Source organism: Pseudomonas sp. 31 R 17 (assembly GCF_900004915.1).
Taxonomy (GTDB): Bacteria; Pseudomonadota; Gammaproteobacteria; order Pseudomonadales; family Pseudomonadaceae; genus Aquipseudomonas; species Aquipseudomonas orientalis_A.
The window spans coordinates 46,440-62,261 of sequence record NZ_CVTN01000076.1 but is presented as its reverse complement, the minus strand read 5'-3'; the positions used below and the strand labels follow the sequence as shown (position 1 = coordinate 62,261).

The 15,822-nt window shown below is 58.4% G+C and carries 19 protein-coding genes; 1 reads left to right on the top strand and 18 read right to left on the bottom strand.

Annotated elements, in window-relative coordinates:
* Positions 1 to 42 precede the first annotated feature (42 nt).
* From BFP89_RS28700 to BFP89_RS20220, 3 genes are read right to left on the bottom strand one after another with little or no spacing between them, the layout of a single operon-like run.
* Complete coding sequence (locus BFP89_RS28700) at positions 43 to 741, bottom strand: hypothetical protein (protein WP_141689117.1); 699 nt, start codon at positions 739 to 741, stop codon at positions 43 to 45.
* Positions 741 to 1,076: a hypothetical protein gene (locus tag BFP89_RS20225; protein ID WP_065887139.1), complete on the bottom strand. Its 336-nt coding sequence runs from the start codon at positions 1,074 to 1,076 to the stop codon at positions 741 to 743. The genes BFP89_RS28700 and BFP89_RS20225 overlap by 1 nt, the downstream gene beginning before the upstream one ends.
* On the bottom strand, positions 1,076 to 5,101 hold the full coding sequence (locus BFP89_RS20220; RefSeq protein ID WP_065887138.1) for a TipJ family phage tail tip protein: 4,026 nt from the start codon (positions 5,099 to 5,101) through the stop codon (positions 1,076 to 1,078). Before BFP89_RS20220 ends, BFP89_RS20225 begins: the two co-directional genes overlap by 1 nt.
* Before the next feature lie 135 nt (positions 5,102 to 5,236).
* On the opposite strand from BFP89_RS20220, the gene BFP89_RS20215 reads away from it, so the two are divergent.
* Positions 5,237 to 5,617: a hypothetical protein gene (locus tag BFP89_RS20215; protein WP_065887137.1), complete on the top strand. Its 381-nt coding sequence runs from the start codon at positions 5,237 to 5,239 to the stop codon at positions 5,615 to 5,617.
* Positions 5,618 to 5,623: 6 nt separating this feature from the next.
* On the opposite strand, the gene BFP89_RS20210 is transcribed toward BFP89_RS20215, so the two are convergent.
* The 15 genes from BFP89_RS20210 to BFP89_RS29000 all read right to left on the bottom strand — a co-directional run bounded on the left by BFP89_RS20210 (position 5,624) and on the right by BFP89_RS29000 (position 15,746).
* Positions 5,624 to 6,211 carry a tail assembly protein gene (locus BFP89_RS20210; protein WP_065887136.1) on the bottom strand — a complete coding sequence of 196 codons (588 nt, stop codon included), beginning with the start codon at positions 6,209 to 6,211 and terminating at the stop codon, positions 5,624 to 5,626.
* The gene (locus BFP89_RS20205) at positions 6,208 to 6,990 is read right to left on the bottom strand and encodes a C40 family peptidase (protein WP_065887135.1); all 783 of its coding nucleotides are present in this window, start codon (positions 6,988 to 6,990) and stop codon (positions 6,208 to 6,210) included. The genes BFP89_RS20210 and BFP89_RS20205 overlap by 4 nt, the downstream gene beginning before the upstream one ends.
* A gap of 2 nt (positions 6,991 to 6,992) precedes the next feature.
* Positions 6,993 to 7,697, bottom strand: a complete 705-nt coding sequence (locus tag BFP89_RS20200; protein WP_065887134.1) for a phage minor tail protein L — start codon at positions 7,695 to 7,697, stop codon at positions 6,993 to 6,995.
* A gap of 48 nt (positions 7,698 to 7,745) precedes the next feature.
* Positions 7,746 to 8,096 carry a phage tail protein gene (locus BFP89_RS20195; RefSeq protein WP_065887133.1) on the bottom strand — a complete coding sequence of 117 codons (351 nt, stop codon included), beginning with the start codon at positions 8,094 to 8,096 and terminating at the stop codon, positions 7,746 to 7,748.
* Positions 8,096 to 11,524 carry a tape measure protein gene (locus BFP89_RS20190; protein WP_065887132.1) on the bottom strand — a complete coding sequence of 1,143 codons (3,429 nt, stop codon included), beginning with the start codon at positions 11,522 to 11,524 and terminating at the stop codon, positions 8,096 to 8,098. Before BFP89_RS20190 ends, BFP89_RS20195 begins: the two co-directional genes overlap by 1 nt.
* A 57-nt stretch (positions 11,525 to 11,581) precedes the next feature.
* On the bottom strand, positions 11,582 to 11,959 hold the full coding sequence (locus tag BFP89_RS28695) for a hypothetical protein (RefSeq protein ID WP_141689116.1): 378 nt from the start codon (positions 11,957 to 11,959) through the stop codon (positions 11,582 to 11,584).
* 134 nt (positions 11,960 to 12,093) lie between these two features.
* Positions 12,094 to 12,252, bottom strand: a complete 159-nt coding sequence (locus tag BFP89_RS29010) for a hypothetical protein (protein WP_176718435.1) — start codon at positions 12,250 to 12,252, stop codon at positions 12,094 to 12,096.
* Positions 12,253 to 12,344: 92 nt separating this feature from the next.
* A complete protein-coding gene (locus tag BFP89_RS20185; RefSeq protein WP_065887131.1) occupies positions 12,345 to 12,674 on the bottom strand; it encodes a hypothetical protein in 330 nt (109 codons plus the stop codon).
* A 38-nt stretch (positions 12,675 to 12,712) separates the two neighbouring features.
* On the bottom strand, positions 12,713 to 13,213 hold the full coding sequence (locus tag BFP89_RS20180; protein ID WP_065887130.1) for a hypothetical protein: 501 nt from the start codon (positions 13,211 to 13,213) through the stop codon (positions 12,713 to 12,715).
* 55 nt (positions 13,214 to 13,268) lie between these two features.
* Positions 13,269 to 13,655, bottom strand: a complete 387-nt coding sequence (locus tag BFP89_RS20175) for a DUF3168 domain-containing protein (protein ID WP_065887129.1) — start codon at positions 13,653 to 13,655, stop codon at positions 13,269 to 13,271.
* Complete coding sequence (locus tag BFP89_RS20170; protein WP_065887128.1) at positions 13,648 to 14,151, bottom strand: HK97-gp10 family putative phage morphogenesis protein; 504 nt, start codon at positions 14,149 to 14,151, stop codon at positions 13,648 to 13,650. Before BFP89_RS20170 ends, BFP89_RS20175 begins: the two co-directional genes overlap by 8 nt.
* A gap of 3 nt (positions 14,152 to 14,154) precedes the next feature.
* Entirely contained in the window at positions 14,155 to 14,322 is a 168-nt protein-coding gene (locus tag BFP89_RS29005; RefSeq protein WP_170876023.1) for a hypothetical protein, read from the bottom strand.
* Positions 14,323 to 14,331: 9 nt separating this feature from the next.
* Complete coding sequence (locus tag BFP89_RS27800) at positions 14,332 to 14,664, bottom strand: head-tail adaptor protein (RefSeq protein WP_083208117.1); 333 nt, start codon at positions 14,662 to 14,664, stop codon at positions 14,332 to 14,334.
* Positions 14,664 to 15,005 carry a head-tail connector protein gene (locus BFP89_RS20165; protein WP_065887127.1) on the bottom strand — a complete coding sequence of 114 codons (342 nt, stop codon included), beginning with the start codon at positions 15,003 to 15,005 and terminating at the stop codon, positions 14,664 to 14,666. The genes BFP89_RS27800 and BFP89_RS20165 overlap by 1 nt, the downstream gene beginning before the upstream one ends.
* A 123-nt stretch (positions 15,006 to 15,128) precedes the next feature.
* Positions 15,129 to 15,746 (bottom strand): hypothetical protein, encoded by a 618-nt coding sequence (locus BFP89_RS29000; protein ID WP_065887126.1) that lies wholly within the window; start codon positions 15,744 to 15,746, stop codon positions 15,129 to 15,131.
* Positions 15,747 to 15,822 lie beyond the last annotated feature (76 nt).

Genomic DNA, 15,822 nt, shown 5'->3' with positions numbered 1-15,822 from the left:
AAAAATACCCGCATGATGCGGGATGCGGGACTTTAAAAATAATTAAGAAGTCATTCGCGCTACGACAATCGTAATTCCAAGAAACGACGCATTGTAACCGGGTATACCTACGGCCCCGACATTGATAAGCCTATTTGGATAATCCCAGAAAAAACCAATCTGCCTACTGTTTTCAACTCCAATAGTATTAACCCCTACCCCCATGTTATTTATCAAAACATACTCATCCTCTGCCATTGCAAAAGGTGCTTGAAAGTAGTTTATGGTTTGTCCTTGGCCTGTCTGACCACTTCCCGTAAAGGTCCAGGTATTAGTAGCCCTGACGAATAAAGCGGCTGGTGTGCCAGTGTCAAAAATTACCTTCTGCCCCGGCCCCAATATGCGCGCACCAAATTGTGCTACAGGCGCGCCACTAAATATTCCTGCAAACCATCGACCCACCGGCTTGATGGTGTAATTGTTATATATCCGAACTCTGAAACCCGTCCAGTTACCAGGCCCGCCTAAAACTTCTATGTTCGCCATACCTATCATTCCGGCGGCACTGTCTGGGCGTATGAATATAAGCGGCTGTTCTTGGGTCGTGAATGGGGAGGAGAATAAAGTTGTAGACGAATTTCCGCTTTCCTCAGTCCCTACATATCTCCCTTTATGAATCACGGTCAATCGGAAGAATTCGGAATCGATGATGACACGACCGTCAGGAGGGGCGGTGAAAGACATGCCAAACGTTTCAGCCATTATTTAAACCTCACCACAAAGAGCCGCATAACTGTAGAGGATCTTCCTGAGTTACCCCAGGGATCCCCTCTCAATGTTTTCCAAACCCTGACAATTCCATTCAGCACCTCCGGCTCAAGCTGTTTGTCATAAAGAGATGCCGCTGCCTGAGCAAGAACGCAGAATGCTGAGGCGTTGTCAGGAGTGATTCCCGCAACCGCGATATCCAGATATTTGACGTTTCCCCAGGCTGCAGGCGTGAGGACCGCTGTATAAACGGTCCGCATCGTAAAAGACGCCGGGGTGATCTCGGCAACGTTGCCAGGGCCCCACGTCCACATTCCGTAATCGGCCATTAGGAAAGTCTCCCTACCATCACGCGCCTATCGTCATTCCCATCGAATACAGACAGGCCGTCGTTGTTGAGCAGCGACGATCCACCAGTGCCCGAACTGCGCAGGGTGAAAGTACCCGCCGGAATGTTGATTTCCAGCAATGGGCGCCCTTTCGAGTCCACCGCCGGAGAACGAAGCACCATGCCAAGGATGATTTCCTGAATGATCGCCTTGCTGATGATCGCGGTGTTGAACACGGCCTGGCCGTTCTCGATAACGAACATCGGAATGACCTTGCCGTCGATCTCGTTCACGACCGCCATTCGCTGGGCCATGATCAGAAACTCTGATTGCTCACCATTGGATCCGAATGCCATGCCCGTAGTGACCCTGCGCCCATCTACGATTGTCTGGGCCTTCAAGGTGACCGATGAGGACACCCTTCCGTCCAGGCCAACCAGAGTCTGGCTCACCTGCTGAACCGAGGCGTTTGTCTGGCCGAGACTCGACTGGACCGTATCAGTCCGTTTGGACAGCACATCGATCGCAGTGGCCCTGACCAGCTCCTCCTGCTGGATAAGCCCCTTCGCGCTATCAACCCCAGCTTGCAAAGTGTTGATCCGCTCAGCAGTTGCTAATTCGCGGGATGCTTCCACACGTATTTGCTGGGCGATGCTTGCGACCGACTCGTACGTTTTCAAAGCCCCGGCCAGCTCCCCGGACCCGTCATCGCCGCGAACAGAAGCCCGCAACGCCTCGTTGCTCGACGCCTGGGAGGTGATCTTGCCGTCGAGGTTTGTGACCTTGGTGTTGAGGCCCGTTATCGCCTGGGCATTACCGGTCGCTCTCCCGTCAACAGCAGACAGATCGCTCTTGAGCTGGTTGATCTGCGCAGCTGAAACCTCGCGGTTGCTGGCCACCACCTGCTCCAGAACGGTCAACGACGACTTGTTGTCGCCGACCTGGGCGCCGAGGGTGAGCAGCTGCTGGGCCGACGCTTCATTCTCGCTGGCTCGCGTTTTACGCTCGACGGCGAGATCTGCCGTGGACGACCATCCCTTGATCGCGTCAGCAAGATCGCCCGCGCCATCGTCACCTCGAGCGGCAGAGCGCAACGCCTCCACAGAGGTGGCGGTGGCCAACAACCTGCCGTCGATTTCTTCGATCGTGGTTTCGATGATCTGAACCTGAGACACCAGTGCATCAGTGGTCTCAAGAATGGTGCCGATATCAATCCAATACGCAGCGTCGGGCGGTGCTGCCCCAGCCGGCACCGGACCTTTCGCTTGGTACAAATGCTGATCGAGCCGGACAATATCACCCTTCAGATAAGGTTTTGCGGGGTCATAGCCGAGCGCGTCGTTCACCTGCTTGATCAGGTCCTCCAGTTCCTGCTTGGCTTCCTCGAGGCGTTCGTTCACAGAGCCAGGCCCGTCACCAGTGATCAGCTCTATCTCTTCGCGCAGGCTCTGGTACAGGGCGCTCTTGCCGATTTTGTCGGCGTAATACGCCTCATAATCGCTCTCCTTGGTGCTGGCCTGGCCATTGACTGCACCTGGTACCGGCCAGAACGGGCCGATGTTGCCGGTCCGATCCACCAGGCGCGCCCAGAAGAACAGGGTCGCACCAGGCAACAGCGAGTGCATCTCGTGATTCGCCTGCGGATAACTGAAGTCGCTCAGCTTGATCGCGGTGGTCAGGTCGGCCGACTGGCTGTACCAGATCTCCGTCCGCTGGGTGTCCTCTGCACCTGGTGGAAAGCCCCATTGAATGCCGATGCCATAAACCAGGCTGGTGGTGGTCAGGAACGACACCGCCGGCGGCGCCCCGGTTTTCCCTTCGAGATTGGTCAGGGCCGAGGTTTTCGGGATCGACGATACGTTGAGGGCGCTTACCGCCCTGACTCTCGCCATGTACTGACCCGAGTAGATTCCGCGAACGTCGGCCATCAGCTCAGCGGTGCGTGGCAACGGCACCCACTCACGCGCGCCCCACTTCCACTCCACGTCATAGGCGACCGCACCCGGGGCAGCATCCCAGGCGATAGACATCACCGTGACGGCGATGCCCTGCTCTATCACGACGTGCTGGCTCAGCATCACGCGCGCCGGAGCGTCCTGCGTACCCACAGGTATGCCAGTGATTGGCCGGGTGTCGACCACCGCGCCGTTGTCGATGGCCGGGAACTTGCTCGGGTCGTGTTGGATTACCTCGAGCTGGTACTGGTGCCACTCCGGCCGCGTGACGTTGCGGACGTAGAACTGCATCAGCTTCAGGTCTTCGTAATCGAGGATCCAGCCGCTCTCTGGCACCGGCTGCTCGCTGAAGTCTGCCATGACGGTAACGGCGCGGCCGGCCACCGACTTGACCACTCGGGCTTCGGACTTCCCGCTGGGCAGGTTTACCATCAAACGAGCGCCCACCGGCACCACGGTATCCCGGTCGAGGGTCACCACACGGCCGGCGGCGGCGGAGATCCGACCGCCGTTGTCTCTGCCGACCAGCATGGGGTCGGCCACGGCGATGACCTGACCAGGCTTGGGGATACCGCCATCCAAACCGACCCGCAAGACGCCTCCCTGGGTTTGCAGTTTCTCAGTCAGCGCCGCCCACTGGCCGGTCCGCTGAGCCTGGCCCAGCGATGTGCACGCGATAGCGCTGACGGAGGTTTCGCGAACGATACCCCCCAGCTCCACCATCGCTTCATCGTCGAACACCGGCTCCTTATCGGTCTCGAAGCCCTGATCCGGATTGTCCCAGGCCACCATGTAAAGCGTATGGCGATCGCGCGCGCGGGTGCCCTCGTACTTGATGGCGCCGTTGTTCAGGATCTGCGTTTGGTTGTAGGTGTACACCGGATCGCCGGGCATATCGGCGTTGACCACGATCTGGCTGCCGTCCCAGTAGGCCAGGCCGTGAAAGATCGATGCCAAATCCTGCAGCACCGCGTAGGCCTCGGCCTGCTTTTGCAGGTACAAGTTGCAGGTGAAGCGCGGCTCCATGCCGCCTTTGCCGTCTGGCACCATCTGATCGCAGTACTGCGCAATGCGGTAAAGCGACCAGCGATCAACCATCGTGGCATCGATGCGATCGCCCAGACCGTAGTAAGGGTGCAGCACCAGGTCATAAAACACCCACGCAGGGTTGTTGGTGTAGGCCTCTTTGAAGGTGCCGTCCCAGATGCCGTTGCTGGTACCGGTGCCCGACGTCGCGTACGTGCGCGTCGAGGCGTCATAGTTGCTCGGCACGCGGATAATTCGGCCCCGCATCAAGACCGCGATCTTGGCGATATCGCCACCGAATGTTTGCGCGTCGTATTCAATAGCGCTGACCGAGGTGAGCGGGTATTCCTGATCGCTGTCGACCACCTCGGCGATCGCCTTGACCACCATCTGGTCAACCACCAGGTCGGAGTTCGCGTTCGGCGTGAGCCGGCGAACGCGAACGGTCCACCGGTTGCCGTCTGGCAGTTCCAGGCGGTGAGCCCGCTCATACTCGGTGACGTTCTTCCGGTCAACGAACGACACCAAGGCCTCCACGTAGGGGCCGCCGTCAGTCGCAATATCCACGGCATAGTCGATGCGCACGCCGTTGATGTTGCCGGCGGCGTCCTGGCTGCGGAGTGCTGGCCAGCTCAGGCGGATTCGAACCGCATCAGCGACCTGGTTCGTGACGGTGTGCAGCCAGGGAGTGCCGAAGATCAACTCCTGCTTGACGTCGATTTCGTTGCTGGCTTCAGTGATGCCTTGCAGCCGATCCTGATTGAGCTCGCCGTTACGGAACTGCCATTTAACGCTGGGGTAGTTGATCGTGCCGTCTTCGTTCTGGATCGGTGTTCCGTCGAGCTTGACCGAACGCAACCCATTGACCGGACCAACGATCGGGCCCCAGCTCCACATGTAAACGATGCGCGCGGTGGATATCGAAGGCACGCTGTTCTGGGCGATGCTGGGCTTTTTCTCTTTGGCCTGGCCGCCCTTGCTGCCGTGCACGGCGCGGCGCTTGGGGGGGATTGCGCGGGGCGCCTTTTTTGCTACTGCGCTCATGCGCCCTCCAGAATGCAAAAAACCCGCACGCGCGGGTGTTGGTTCATAAACAATAATTGTTGGTATCATGGAGACGGGTTTTGATTCACATTTGGCTGTAGCTGTACAACTATTTCACTGACATGGAGAGCTGCAATGATCGAGTTTCGAACAGAATGCTTGGATAAGAACGGCGACATTTCTGAGGAAAAGAACGCTGTGGTATGGCTGATAAAAGACGGCGAAACTTTGCACTGCACCTGCTTCAGCAAGGAGGCAGCGGGGTACGTAAGGCAGTACCTTGTTAATTTGAATATTGAAAACCAGTTATCAAAGACTAAACGACATTTCGAAATATTTGAATTCAATGAACATAAGTTTATAGTCGAGACCGAGCTTGGTCTTAAGGCAGTTAAATTGGTTAAGGAATATTTAGAGGTAATGAATATTTGTTCTGGAACAAAAAATCATTCTGCCCCAATAAAAACGCCCTCCCAAAGTAATCCAACCCTGCCTACCGGAAAGCTCAAAGGATAGAGGGCTTTACACATTATCCTGGGTGTAAATCCCGCCCGACTCAACTGCCCCGCCGACCTCGCGCTCTCCATACAACAATGGGTATGGGTTGCCCTGGGCGATCGTCGTCACCGCGCCGCCGAATCCGTAGCTGGGGTTATTGCCGTCGTCGTTCTGGTTGTCGGTGGACACGTTCGTGGCCGGCGAAAGCATCTGCACCATGCCACCCAGGCCAACTGCCGCGCCCGCAGCCAACAAGCCCATGCCCAGGGCAGACGACGTGCCGCCGGTGAACAGGCCACCCACAATCAATGCAACCCCGAGGATGGTCTGGAACAGGCCGGCCTGCTTGCTGCCTTGGATAATTGGCTGGATCCGGATATCGCCTTCGGTCCGGCCAACCATTTCGAGCTCTTCGGTACCGATGTTTCGCTCGTCGACAAACACCGCAAAGACCATGCCGCGCTCTTCGGCGCTGCGCATGAACTTTTCGAAACCAGGCTTCATCATGCAGAGCGCGGTCATGGCGTCGTGGATGCCGTACAGATCAAGCTGGTATTCCTTGCCGAACTTCTTGCCCAGCACCCCGCCGAGCTTGATGGTGCGCATTGTCATGGGCGGTAGTCCTTGTGACGGAGAATCAGCCGTACGCGGTTGGCCAGCGACCAGCCGTATATCTCGCGCGCCGCCGGGCGACCCGCCATGTGGTGATAAATGAACGGGCCAAAGCCGCCCAGGGCCGGCGCAGTCTCACTGGACAGCGATGGGTCATCACCCAGATAGATCGCGGCATGGTTTGGGAAATAGCACTCCCGGCCGGGCGTCGGAACCTGCAGCACCAGCATGTCGCCGCGCCGCGCCTCGCTCACCTGGTAGAAACCGACGGCCGCGAAGTTGTCCTCGTAGAGGCTGGGCCCGTCTTTCTGCTCCCACCACAGGTCGGTGCGCTTGAAGTTCGGAAGTTGCAGGCCGGCCTCGCGCGCGTACCAGTCTCGGCACGCGGCCCAGCAATCCAGCAAGCCGTGGGAGAAGTCGCGACCCAGCAGCGGCGCCTGGAAGCCCGCCGGCTTGAACCACTCGAAATCGCCACCGGGCCAGCCCACGATGCCCCAGGGCAATTCGTGCAATTCGCAGCTGACGCGATCCGCCATGCTCGGCGTGGGCGCCTTGTCCGGGTGGCTGTGGATGATCGCCAGCACATCGCCTCGATCCTCGGCAGCAGCCATGTCCTTGTGATCGATCTGGAAGTGTTCGCGCGGGGTCGTCGCAAGGTTTGCGCAGGGAACGTACTCCCGACCAGCGGCCGACTTGATCAGCACGCCGCAGGCTTCAGCGGGGTAGACACGCTCCGCGTGCGCACGAATCTCGTCCTGTAATTTCTGGTTGATACGCATGGCTACCTCGAAGTTGCGATAAGGCTCGCGCCCATGGATCCACCGAAGCGGCGGGTATTGCCACGAATCTTGCAGCTGCTCCACCAGCCGCCGCAGCGGTCCAGCGCGGGATTGTCAGTCGGCTGGTTTTTCTTGTCGAACATCGCGGTGCCGGTATAGGCGCAGGCCTCCTGGCGGTAACCGCCACGGCAGGCCCACCGGCACAGCTTGGTGATTTGCTGGGCCGGCAGCATCTGCCCCTCCATGTCGGTTGGGCTCGACAGCGCGAACGTCACCGAGATGCTGGGCAGCGCCTCTGTCTTCTGCTCGATAAACCAGAGGTTCGTCCTGCTCTGGTTGCTGGCTTCCGGGTTACCCTCTGGGAAGTTCGCCGCATCCAGGAAGTGGCGGAACGTCTCGATGACCTTGACCCTCGAGCCGGCCAGGTCGCGGAACTGGAAGCACAGCGCGGTGATTGCGCCGCGCACCCCGCCGAGCTCGTCGTCCACCTGCAGCGTGGGCGTGGCTGGCCTGCCGTCGCCGCGGATGTCAAAGCCCTTGGCCTCGATCTGCAACGGCGAGTACAGCTGGCCCTGCCAGATGATGTCGCCCTCATGGGCGTGGCCGTGGAATCGCCAGATCGTGGCGCCCAGGCGTGTAGCGTCCAGCTCGTAGAGCCTGATTTGGTTGCCAGGCTCTAGCTTTTGAAGGTCGGAGTTGTAAATCATGGGGCCCCACAAACAAGAAGCCCCGCACAGGGCGGGGCTCGATAAGGGTTAGGGTCTGGGGTTGAAAACCTGCTTCACCGAGAAGGTGACGGTATAGATGTTCGCGCCCAGCGCTTTCTTCTTGTAGCCGTTGGTTCGGTACCAACCTTCCGGTTCCCCGGGCGGCGAGTAGCGGAAGGCCTTGTAGCCTTCGTGTCGATCGAGGAACTTGATCAGTTCAGGGAATTCCTCGCCCGGGTAGTCTTCGCCGGTGTGCACCAGATTCCAGACCTGGCTCTTGGTGTTGATGCCAATACCACCGGCCTGGGCCATGCCATCGCCAAACTGGTTCTCCCATGTGCGCTGGCTGACATCGCCGTCGGCACCGACCTCAACGTCAAAAGTAAATGTCTCAGCCATCAACGCCTCCACAGCCGGCCGCCCTGACGCATCTCTGCGTCCAGGAACTTGCCCATACGTACCTCCAATGCAGCCCCGATGGAATCACCCTGCATCTGCGCATCCTGACTGCTCATGCCTGGCTGGGCCTGAACGGTGAATGGAGCGTTAAAGACGATCTGCGTGGGTCCGCTTGGCGCCGGATCAGCAGAAGAACTGACCAGCGCAGCCCGGCCATTGCCAGCCGATTCCAAGCTGCCAACCCCGATACGTGCAACGGGTTGGGCGCCGCCCAGGCTGTTGTCGATCCTGGACAGCATTGCATCCAGTTTCGCGCTGGTTTGAGCAGTAGTCACCCGCTCGCCCTTTTGCAGGAACCAGCTGCCGTCTTCTGGAACCGAGTCGATACCGTCGTGCGCCATGCCCGATAGGGCCGTCATGCCAACCGCCTGGGCCAGGGGGCCGGTGACGGTCAGTGCGGTAGCCATAGCGGCAGGCGCAGCCGCTGGCCCGATGATCGGAATAGCTGCTGTCGACGCGTACGCGTTGAGCCCCGCCTGGAGCGACATCGCCGCAGCATTCGCCCCGAGCGCAGTAGCAGCACCGGCCTGGGTTGCCTTGCCAACGAGCAGCTGCACACCCTGGTAGATCAACCACTGCGCCGCCATGTCGCCCAAGGCCTTGAGCATCGATTTGGCGAAGTTACCGACCATGTCGCCCAAGGCGTCACCAGCATCTTCTGCTCCACTGGCTACATCTGAGAAGAATGTCCCCAGCCCACCGGTGGCCTCACTCAATGCGGTATTGGTGATGTCCGCAGCTTGAGCGGAGTAGTCCCGCGCCGATGCTGCGTAGTTAGCCCACGCTTCGTTGACACCGTTCATCCAGTTGGTTTGCTGTTCGTCAACCGCCTGGTAGTAAAGCTCTTGCGCAATGATTCGCTCTGCCAGTGCCTCTTCAAGAACGATGGTTTCGCTTTCGTACAATTCCTCGCTAATGCTCTTGGCCTGGAACTGTTCATTCAAGCTGGCAACATCGGCAGCATACTTCTGCTGAAGTGCGAGGTCTGCGCGCAGGCGGTCACGGGCTTTATCGCCCATCCCTACGCCCTTCAGCTCCTGATCAAACCCATCCTTCATGGTTTGAGTGCCGACGCCCTGGGCATTCCTGAACGCCGTCAGCTTGAGGTCGTCCTCGTTGGCTTTCTTCAGCTTGTTCAGCGCATCCAACTCGGCAGCCATGCCCATGAGCTTTTTCTTCTGCGCCTCGCTCAGCTTGCCGAGTTTTCCTTCCTGAAGCTCGAAGGAAAGCTTCATCACCTCAGTGGCGTCTTGCTGCTTGTCGCCGGTGGTGTTGATCAGTTCGATCTGACGCTTGTAGCCTTCCTCGGCCGTGTCGAATGACTTGAGCTGCTGCTTCGCTGCAGACTCGGTTGCGCTGGTGTTCCTTTGTTTGGCCTTTGTTGCAGCGTCGTCTGCCGCTTTCTGGGCATCCTTGGCGGCAGCTGCTGAACGGATGGCAACAATCATCTCTTCTGTTAGAAGCGTGTTCTCTGAGATGAACCGATTGGCCGCCGCGAGAGCCGTCTTGTCCTGGGCTGCGCCTAATTGCTTCTGTAAAAGTTCGAGATATTTTTGACCGACACCAGCCGCCGCAGCCTTTGCTGCGGCATTTTCTAGCTCTGACCTGGTATTTTCATCGGTCTGACCGGTGAGCTCAGCCAGTGCGGTTCTGAGCTTGGCGATTAACTCGGCCTTCTCGGCTGCGGCCCCGCCACTTTTTTCAAGTGCGTCTGCCATTTCGGCAGTCACTCCAGGAACTTCGCGCACCTGGTCGGCAACAGCCTTCCAGTCAACAACCATACCGGCCGACTGGTCGGACGATGCCTTCTTGATGATGTCCATTGCCGACTGGAATTCCGGCGGCAAAGGAGCGATGCCAGCCATGAACCCAGAAGCACCGGCGAGGCCAGCATCGGTCAGGCTGCTCTGAAACTCAAAGGCGATCGAGCCGGCGGCCGTGGTCAAATCGCCCTCGGCATCCTCAATGGAGGCTTTGAGTTCGCGCAGCGTGACCGACTGAGTTGCGCGATTGAGCTTATTGAATCGCTCAACGAGCTTATCAAGGGGGTCCCCCAGATCGCCCAGTTTCTCTTCTAAGACGCTTGTATTGTTGCGCAGAGTCAGGAAAGCAGTCGCAGCGCCGATCGCGAGCGCGGCTACGCCTACGGGGCCACCGAGCATACCGAGGAGACCGAAGCCTGCACGACTAACACCGGCCTGGGCAGCGGCAACGGCGTTAGTGGCGCGCGTCTCCGCCAGTCTTGCCTCGGCCAGTTGAAGCGACATTTGAGTCTGGACTGCGGTACCGCGCGCTGCGATCGCTTCCTTCTCGGCCAAGAAAACCGAAGTCTGGGCTTTCTGCTGCTCGGCCTGCGCCACCAGCAACACAGCTGTGGCCTGAGCCTTTCTGGCGGCAACGTCTTTGAGCGCCGAATATGTGGCTGACGCAGCAGATGAGACAGATAGGGCGCCATACCGCCCAAGAGCAGCGATGGCGGCCATGATTGCAACATCGGCGATGGTTTCGAAATTATCACCCACCACGCCGATGGCTTTGCCAAGAACGCCAGTAAACCCAATCGTCTCGTCCAGTTTTCCGACATATACGCTGAACGCATTGGAGAGGTTTTGTACTGCATCACGAACAGCTACGCTCATCGCATCTGCAAGCTCACCATTCGCCTTTGAAGCCTTCTGAAGACCCTCCGTCAGGATATCGAGTCCGAGCTTTCCCTGGGCGCCGAGACTTCGGATCTCTTCAGCGCTTTTACCGGTGGCTTTTGCGAGGGTGTCGACTACAGTCGGCATGGCCGCGAGAATGGATTGCCAACCGTCCGCCTCTACTTTCCCCGTTTGAAGCGCTTTCGAATACGCGTCAATGGCGGCGCCGGCCTTGTCAGCTGATGCTGAGTTTGTGACAAGCAGAAAGCTGAAACTGTCCATCACGTCCAGCGCTTGGCTGGTGTTGTAACCCATTGACTTCAGGCTATCCGAGGTGCGGATGTAAAGCTCTTGGGCCTCTGCGAGCGGTCGGTATGTGCGCTTTGCGGTATCGAGCAGGCGCTGCTGCACCAGATCGTATTCGCCCACACTCGCAGTCGCCATACCGATACGATCAGACATCTGACCGTAGGAGTCGGCCGCCTCAATGATCTTGCCAATACCAGCAGCACCAATCGCTGCAGCGAGTGCCCCCTTTATCAATCCTGAAGCATGCTGAGCCCGTTCTCCGATACGATCGAAGGCAGAATCAACACGGCCCAAGCTTTTATCGATCTTCCCCGAGGCTTGAGCAACACTGGAATCGGCACGCGCCATTTCCTGACGCAACTGGGCGGTGGTCGCCTCGATGCGGACGAGCATCCCCTGTACGTCGGTATCAGCCATGCTTTTTCTCCGGGCGAAAAAAAACCGCCTGTTGGCGGCTTGCTTATGAAAGGTGATTCAAAATTTAGTATTAGCGGGTGCTTTTATGATTGAACACCCTGACGTTTCAAGATAGACAGAACCGCTCATTCGACTTGTGGTTTCTCTTTTAAGAATCAAACTGACACGGTCAACCGTAAATTTCTGCGGGAAGCTTTTAGACTGGTTCTGCCAACTTACATACTGAGGTCCGAAAGACGCCGGGGATGTGAAATTAAGCCCGGAACCGCTCTTATCGCTTTGTAGTGAGGCCGTACCATTTCCCTGATCTAGCACGACTACCAAATCGTCGGCGCGCTTATCAACAGCCGGGCAGGACAAATAAGTGACATTTCCCGCAGCCAGAGATACCTGCCAAGCAAATCCAAAACACGTCGCCGTCAATAGCCGCAACATTCCAACGCTCCTTTTTTGATGGAAACAATCTACCACCTTACAAAGGAGCGACAAAGCGCGGCATCATCGATGCGCTCTATCGAAGGCAGATGGATATAAGCCTCAGGCCTCATCAACGCTATGGCGGATCCTGCCTAACTTGCCTGCCGACCAGTCAGCGCCTGCCGGAGCTTATCCGCCACAGTCGACGGCGAAGGCTTCTCGGCCTTGGTCTTTGTCTTGCCAGTGCCAAACGGGTTGGTCATCTGCGCCCACTCGATCTTGGCATCCATGGCCAGGAACAATTCTGGCATAGGGGTGGACCAGGCAATGTGTGGCGGCCATCCAAGCCAGCCGGTGGCTACAGCGTAGAGCCGGTCGACGTAGCTGCCGTCCTCGACAGCACTTACGCCGCCGCCGGCTTTTCCTTTCCCGCATCGGGGCCTTTCGGATTGTACAGCGCCACCAGGTACGCGTTCAGTTGCACGGAAACGTTCAGCACGCCCGCCTTCCACACCAGATCAGGCACGGCCTCGGCGTCTTTGCCATTCAAGCCAGCACCACCGGCGATAATCACAGCGCAACCAACGATGCTCAATGCATTGATGGCCTGGGACGCACCGCGCAGACCGCCGAAGTGGGCCTCGATCGCACGTACGGCGCCGAGTGTAGGCGTCAAAGTGTACGTTTCGTCGCCCAACTTGATGTCGACGGTACCGTAAAGGGTTTTGCTCATGTGTCGAATCCTTAGGATTCGGGGCCGAAGCCCCGTGATTAAGCGGCGGCCGGCTCTGGCTCGATTTCGAAAATATCGGAGTTGATGCCGATAGTGACGTTCCGGCGGACGACGTTGTCAGCTGCGCCCGCTGCGACAGTGTTGTTCATAACCTTGCCGCGCATGTAAAACGTGGTCGGCAGCAATGGCGGGGTAGCGGAAGGGTCGCCGTCGTTCAGGGTGATCTTGATGTTGTAATCGCCCTTGCTGCGATCGCGGTGAGCGATCTTCAGCTTGGCCTGGCCCAGGTCGCCGTTGTCCAGGCCGACGGCCAGGGTCAGGTCGCCGGCGTCCGCCGTGCCCTTGTACTTGCGCACGCGCCCATCGCGAAGCGACGTGAAGTTCACGGAGCTGAACGTGTCGCCGAACTCGCCCAGGTCTTCTACCTCCCCGATATCGACATAGGTGTCCGCCTTATAGAGCGCTTCAGTGTTAGCGCCGTTTTTGCTGCCGATACCGATTCGGCAGCCGGCGGCTGTGTTGAGGTTGTCTTCGGCCATGGGGGTTCCTCCAAGGGCACATTGGATAAAGCCGCGGTGCGGCCGGGTGTTGGGATTAGTGAGTGGTGATGACGCGGACCGTTACCGATCCTTGATATGTGACGCCATCAGCATCGCGCTGGGCGTCGGCCTGCTCGACGCGGACCGATACAGCACGCCCGACGGTCAACGGCAGGCGGCGCTCGTCCAGAGCAGCAGCAACCTCGCCGAGGATGCGCTTCACCTCGGCCTGGCCATGGGCGTCAGACCAGACCGACAGGTAGATCAGCCGTTGCTCACGCTTCCTACCGGCAATAGGCGAGATGTTGGTGGATATCTCCCGGTCAAAGGAGACATATGGCATCGGTGAGTTCATGGGGGCGCCGTCGTAGACAGGGCATGACACCTCGGCAAGTAACCGAGCGTAGAGCGCCTCCTGCAGCGCAACAGACGGATCAGCCATTAGATAGCCCCTTGCTTGCCTTGCTGAGCGTCCGGCCTATTGCTGCCTGGATATTGGCAATCACATATTCCCGGTTCACGTCCTTTGCAGGTCGAAGCCACGGGTGCGCTGGACGAGCTGGAATATCTGGGTTTTTACCAAAGAAGTGAGTTCCATCACTTTTGTTTGTGTCGCGACGATTCCGCCCGCCAGAACGCTTCCCGCCCGTATAACCCTTAGTTCCATACTCAATGAACTTTAGGTAGAAAAATCCACTATTGTCTCGCTTTCCGCGAATACCAATCTGCGCATCAAGGCCACTTTTCGAAACGAACACTTTGAGAGCTGCCGCGGCGGCACCCGTGTCCTTCGGGACTAACTCTTTCATGGTAGTTAAGATGCGGTCTGCGGAATCAAGCATAGCCGGGGCAAGCTCGTTATCCATGGTTTGGTGGATTGTGCGGAGCATACGACGAAGCTTGAAGTCGCCCGACATACGCGAGCGGCGGGCGGCCATACTCTACTCCTTGACCTTTCCGGCCTTTTCGGCGGCGGGCGACTCAGGAGCAGACTCAACTAGTCCGCGACCGATCAGTTCGGCGCCAAGCTTGGCGTCCACCGTGAATTCCTCGCCTTTCTCCCGGTCGCCAGCAGCGCCGGAAAGAGTGCCCAGGGCAACTACTTTCATGATTCACCTCTATGGATTGGGTACGTTTGAGCAAAGTAATCGAAGCATGTCGCGCTCATTATTGAGCAGCGCTGCACCGATCAAGTAAGTTGTGGTGACTCCTTTCACCGCGTGCACAAGACGATTGCCCGCCACAGCATCAGCCCGGGGCCGGATGCGAATCTCGGCGGTGATCACAGCTTTCAGTTGCTCGGCAACGGGTGATACACGTCCAGTTGGCACTGCGATCTCTGCCCACAGCTTGCCGATCTCGGCCCATGTGGTATCAAAGCCGCCGGATTTATTCCTGGTCAGCACCGGCTTGAACATCTTGCAAGAGTGACGCAAACGTCCAGCGCGCATTAAACCCCCCAGCCAATACGATATGGCGTTAGCAACGATCGGGATCCGCCAGGAAGCTCTGAAGAGATTGTGCCCACAACAACATCTTCTCGGTTTCCGTAAAGGTTGCCGGCAATGAGCAGGCAGGCGGCGCGAATGGTTGGATTGATCAGGATCGGGCGATCCCCTGCAGACCCCTCTGCGATCGCCACATCCAGCGCCCCCTGATCAGCGTAAAAACGACGATTCATAAACTGCGCCGCGCTGTCCTCGGCCGCAGCAAGGTACAACTCAACATCCGCACGATCGTCCTCTTCGGCTCGCAGATGTCGCATCGCTTCATCGGTCGGAATGACGTTCATTTCAGGACTTCGGATTGAGTGTCGTAGCCAATCCTTTGGCAATCAGAAGGCTCGCTTCATGCTTCGGTGATCTATAGCCATCACCTCCAGCATTACGAATTTCCTTGCCGTCTAGATAGCTTCTCAGTGGATAGATGGTAATGAAGCTGTCAGCAGCGTCAGCAGCGTCAGCAGCGTCAGCAGCGTCAGCAGCGTCAGCTGCTGCTGCAGCGTCAGCAGCGTCAGCAGCGTCAGCAGCGTCAGCTGCTGCTGCAGCGTCAGCTGCTGCTGCAGCGTCAGCAGCGTCAGCAGCGTCAGCAGCGTCAGCAGCGTCAGCAGCGTCAGCAGCGTCAGCAGCGTCAGCAGCGTCAGCAGCGTCAGCAGCGTCAGCAGCGTCAGCAGCGTCAGCAGCGTCAGCAGCGTCAGCAGCGTCAGCAGCGTCAGCAGCGTCAGCAGCGTCAGCAGCGTCAGCAGCGTCAGCAGCGTCAGCAGCGTCAGCAGCGTCAGCAGCGTCAGCAGCGTCAGCAGCGTCAGCAGCGTCAGCAGCGTCAGCAGCGTCAGCAGCGTCAGCAGCGTCAGCAGCGTCAGCAGCGTCAGCAGCGTCAGCAGCGTCAGCAGCGTCAGCAGCGTCAGCAGCGTCAGCAGCGTCAGCAGCGTCAGCAGCGTCAGCAGCGTCAGCAGCGTCAGCAGCGTCAGCAGCGTCAGCAGCGTCAGCAGCGTCAGCAGCGAAAGGCTGGGCGCTGGCCGACTGACTGGCAACAACTATTTGATCTGCAGTCAGCGTCTTTTCCGTTTCATTATTTTGCTGAGTTGCCTCGTTCTTTCTTGCTCGACTCAT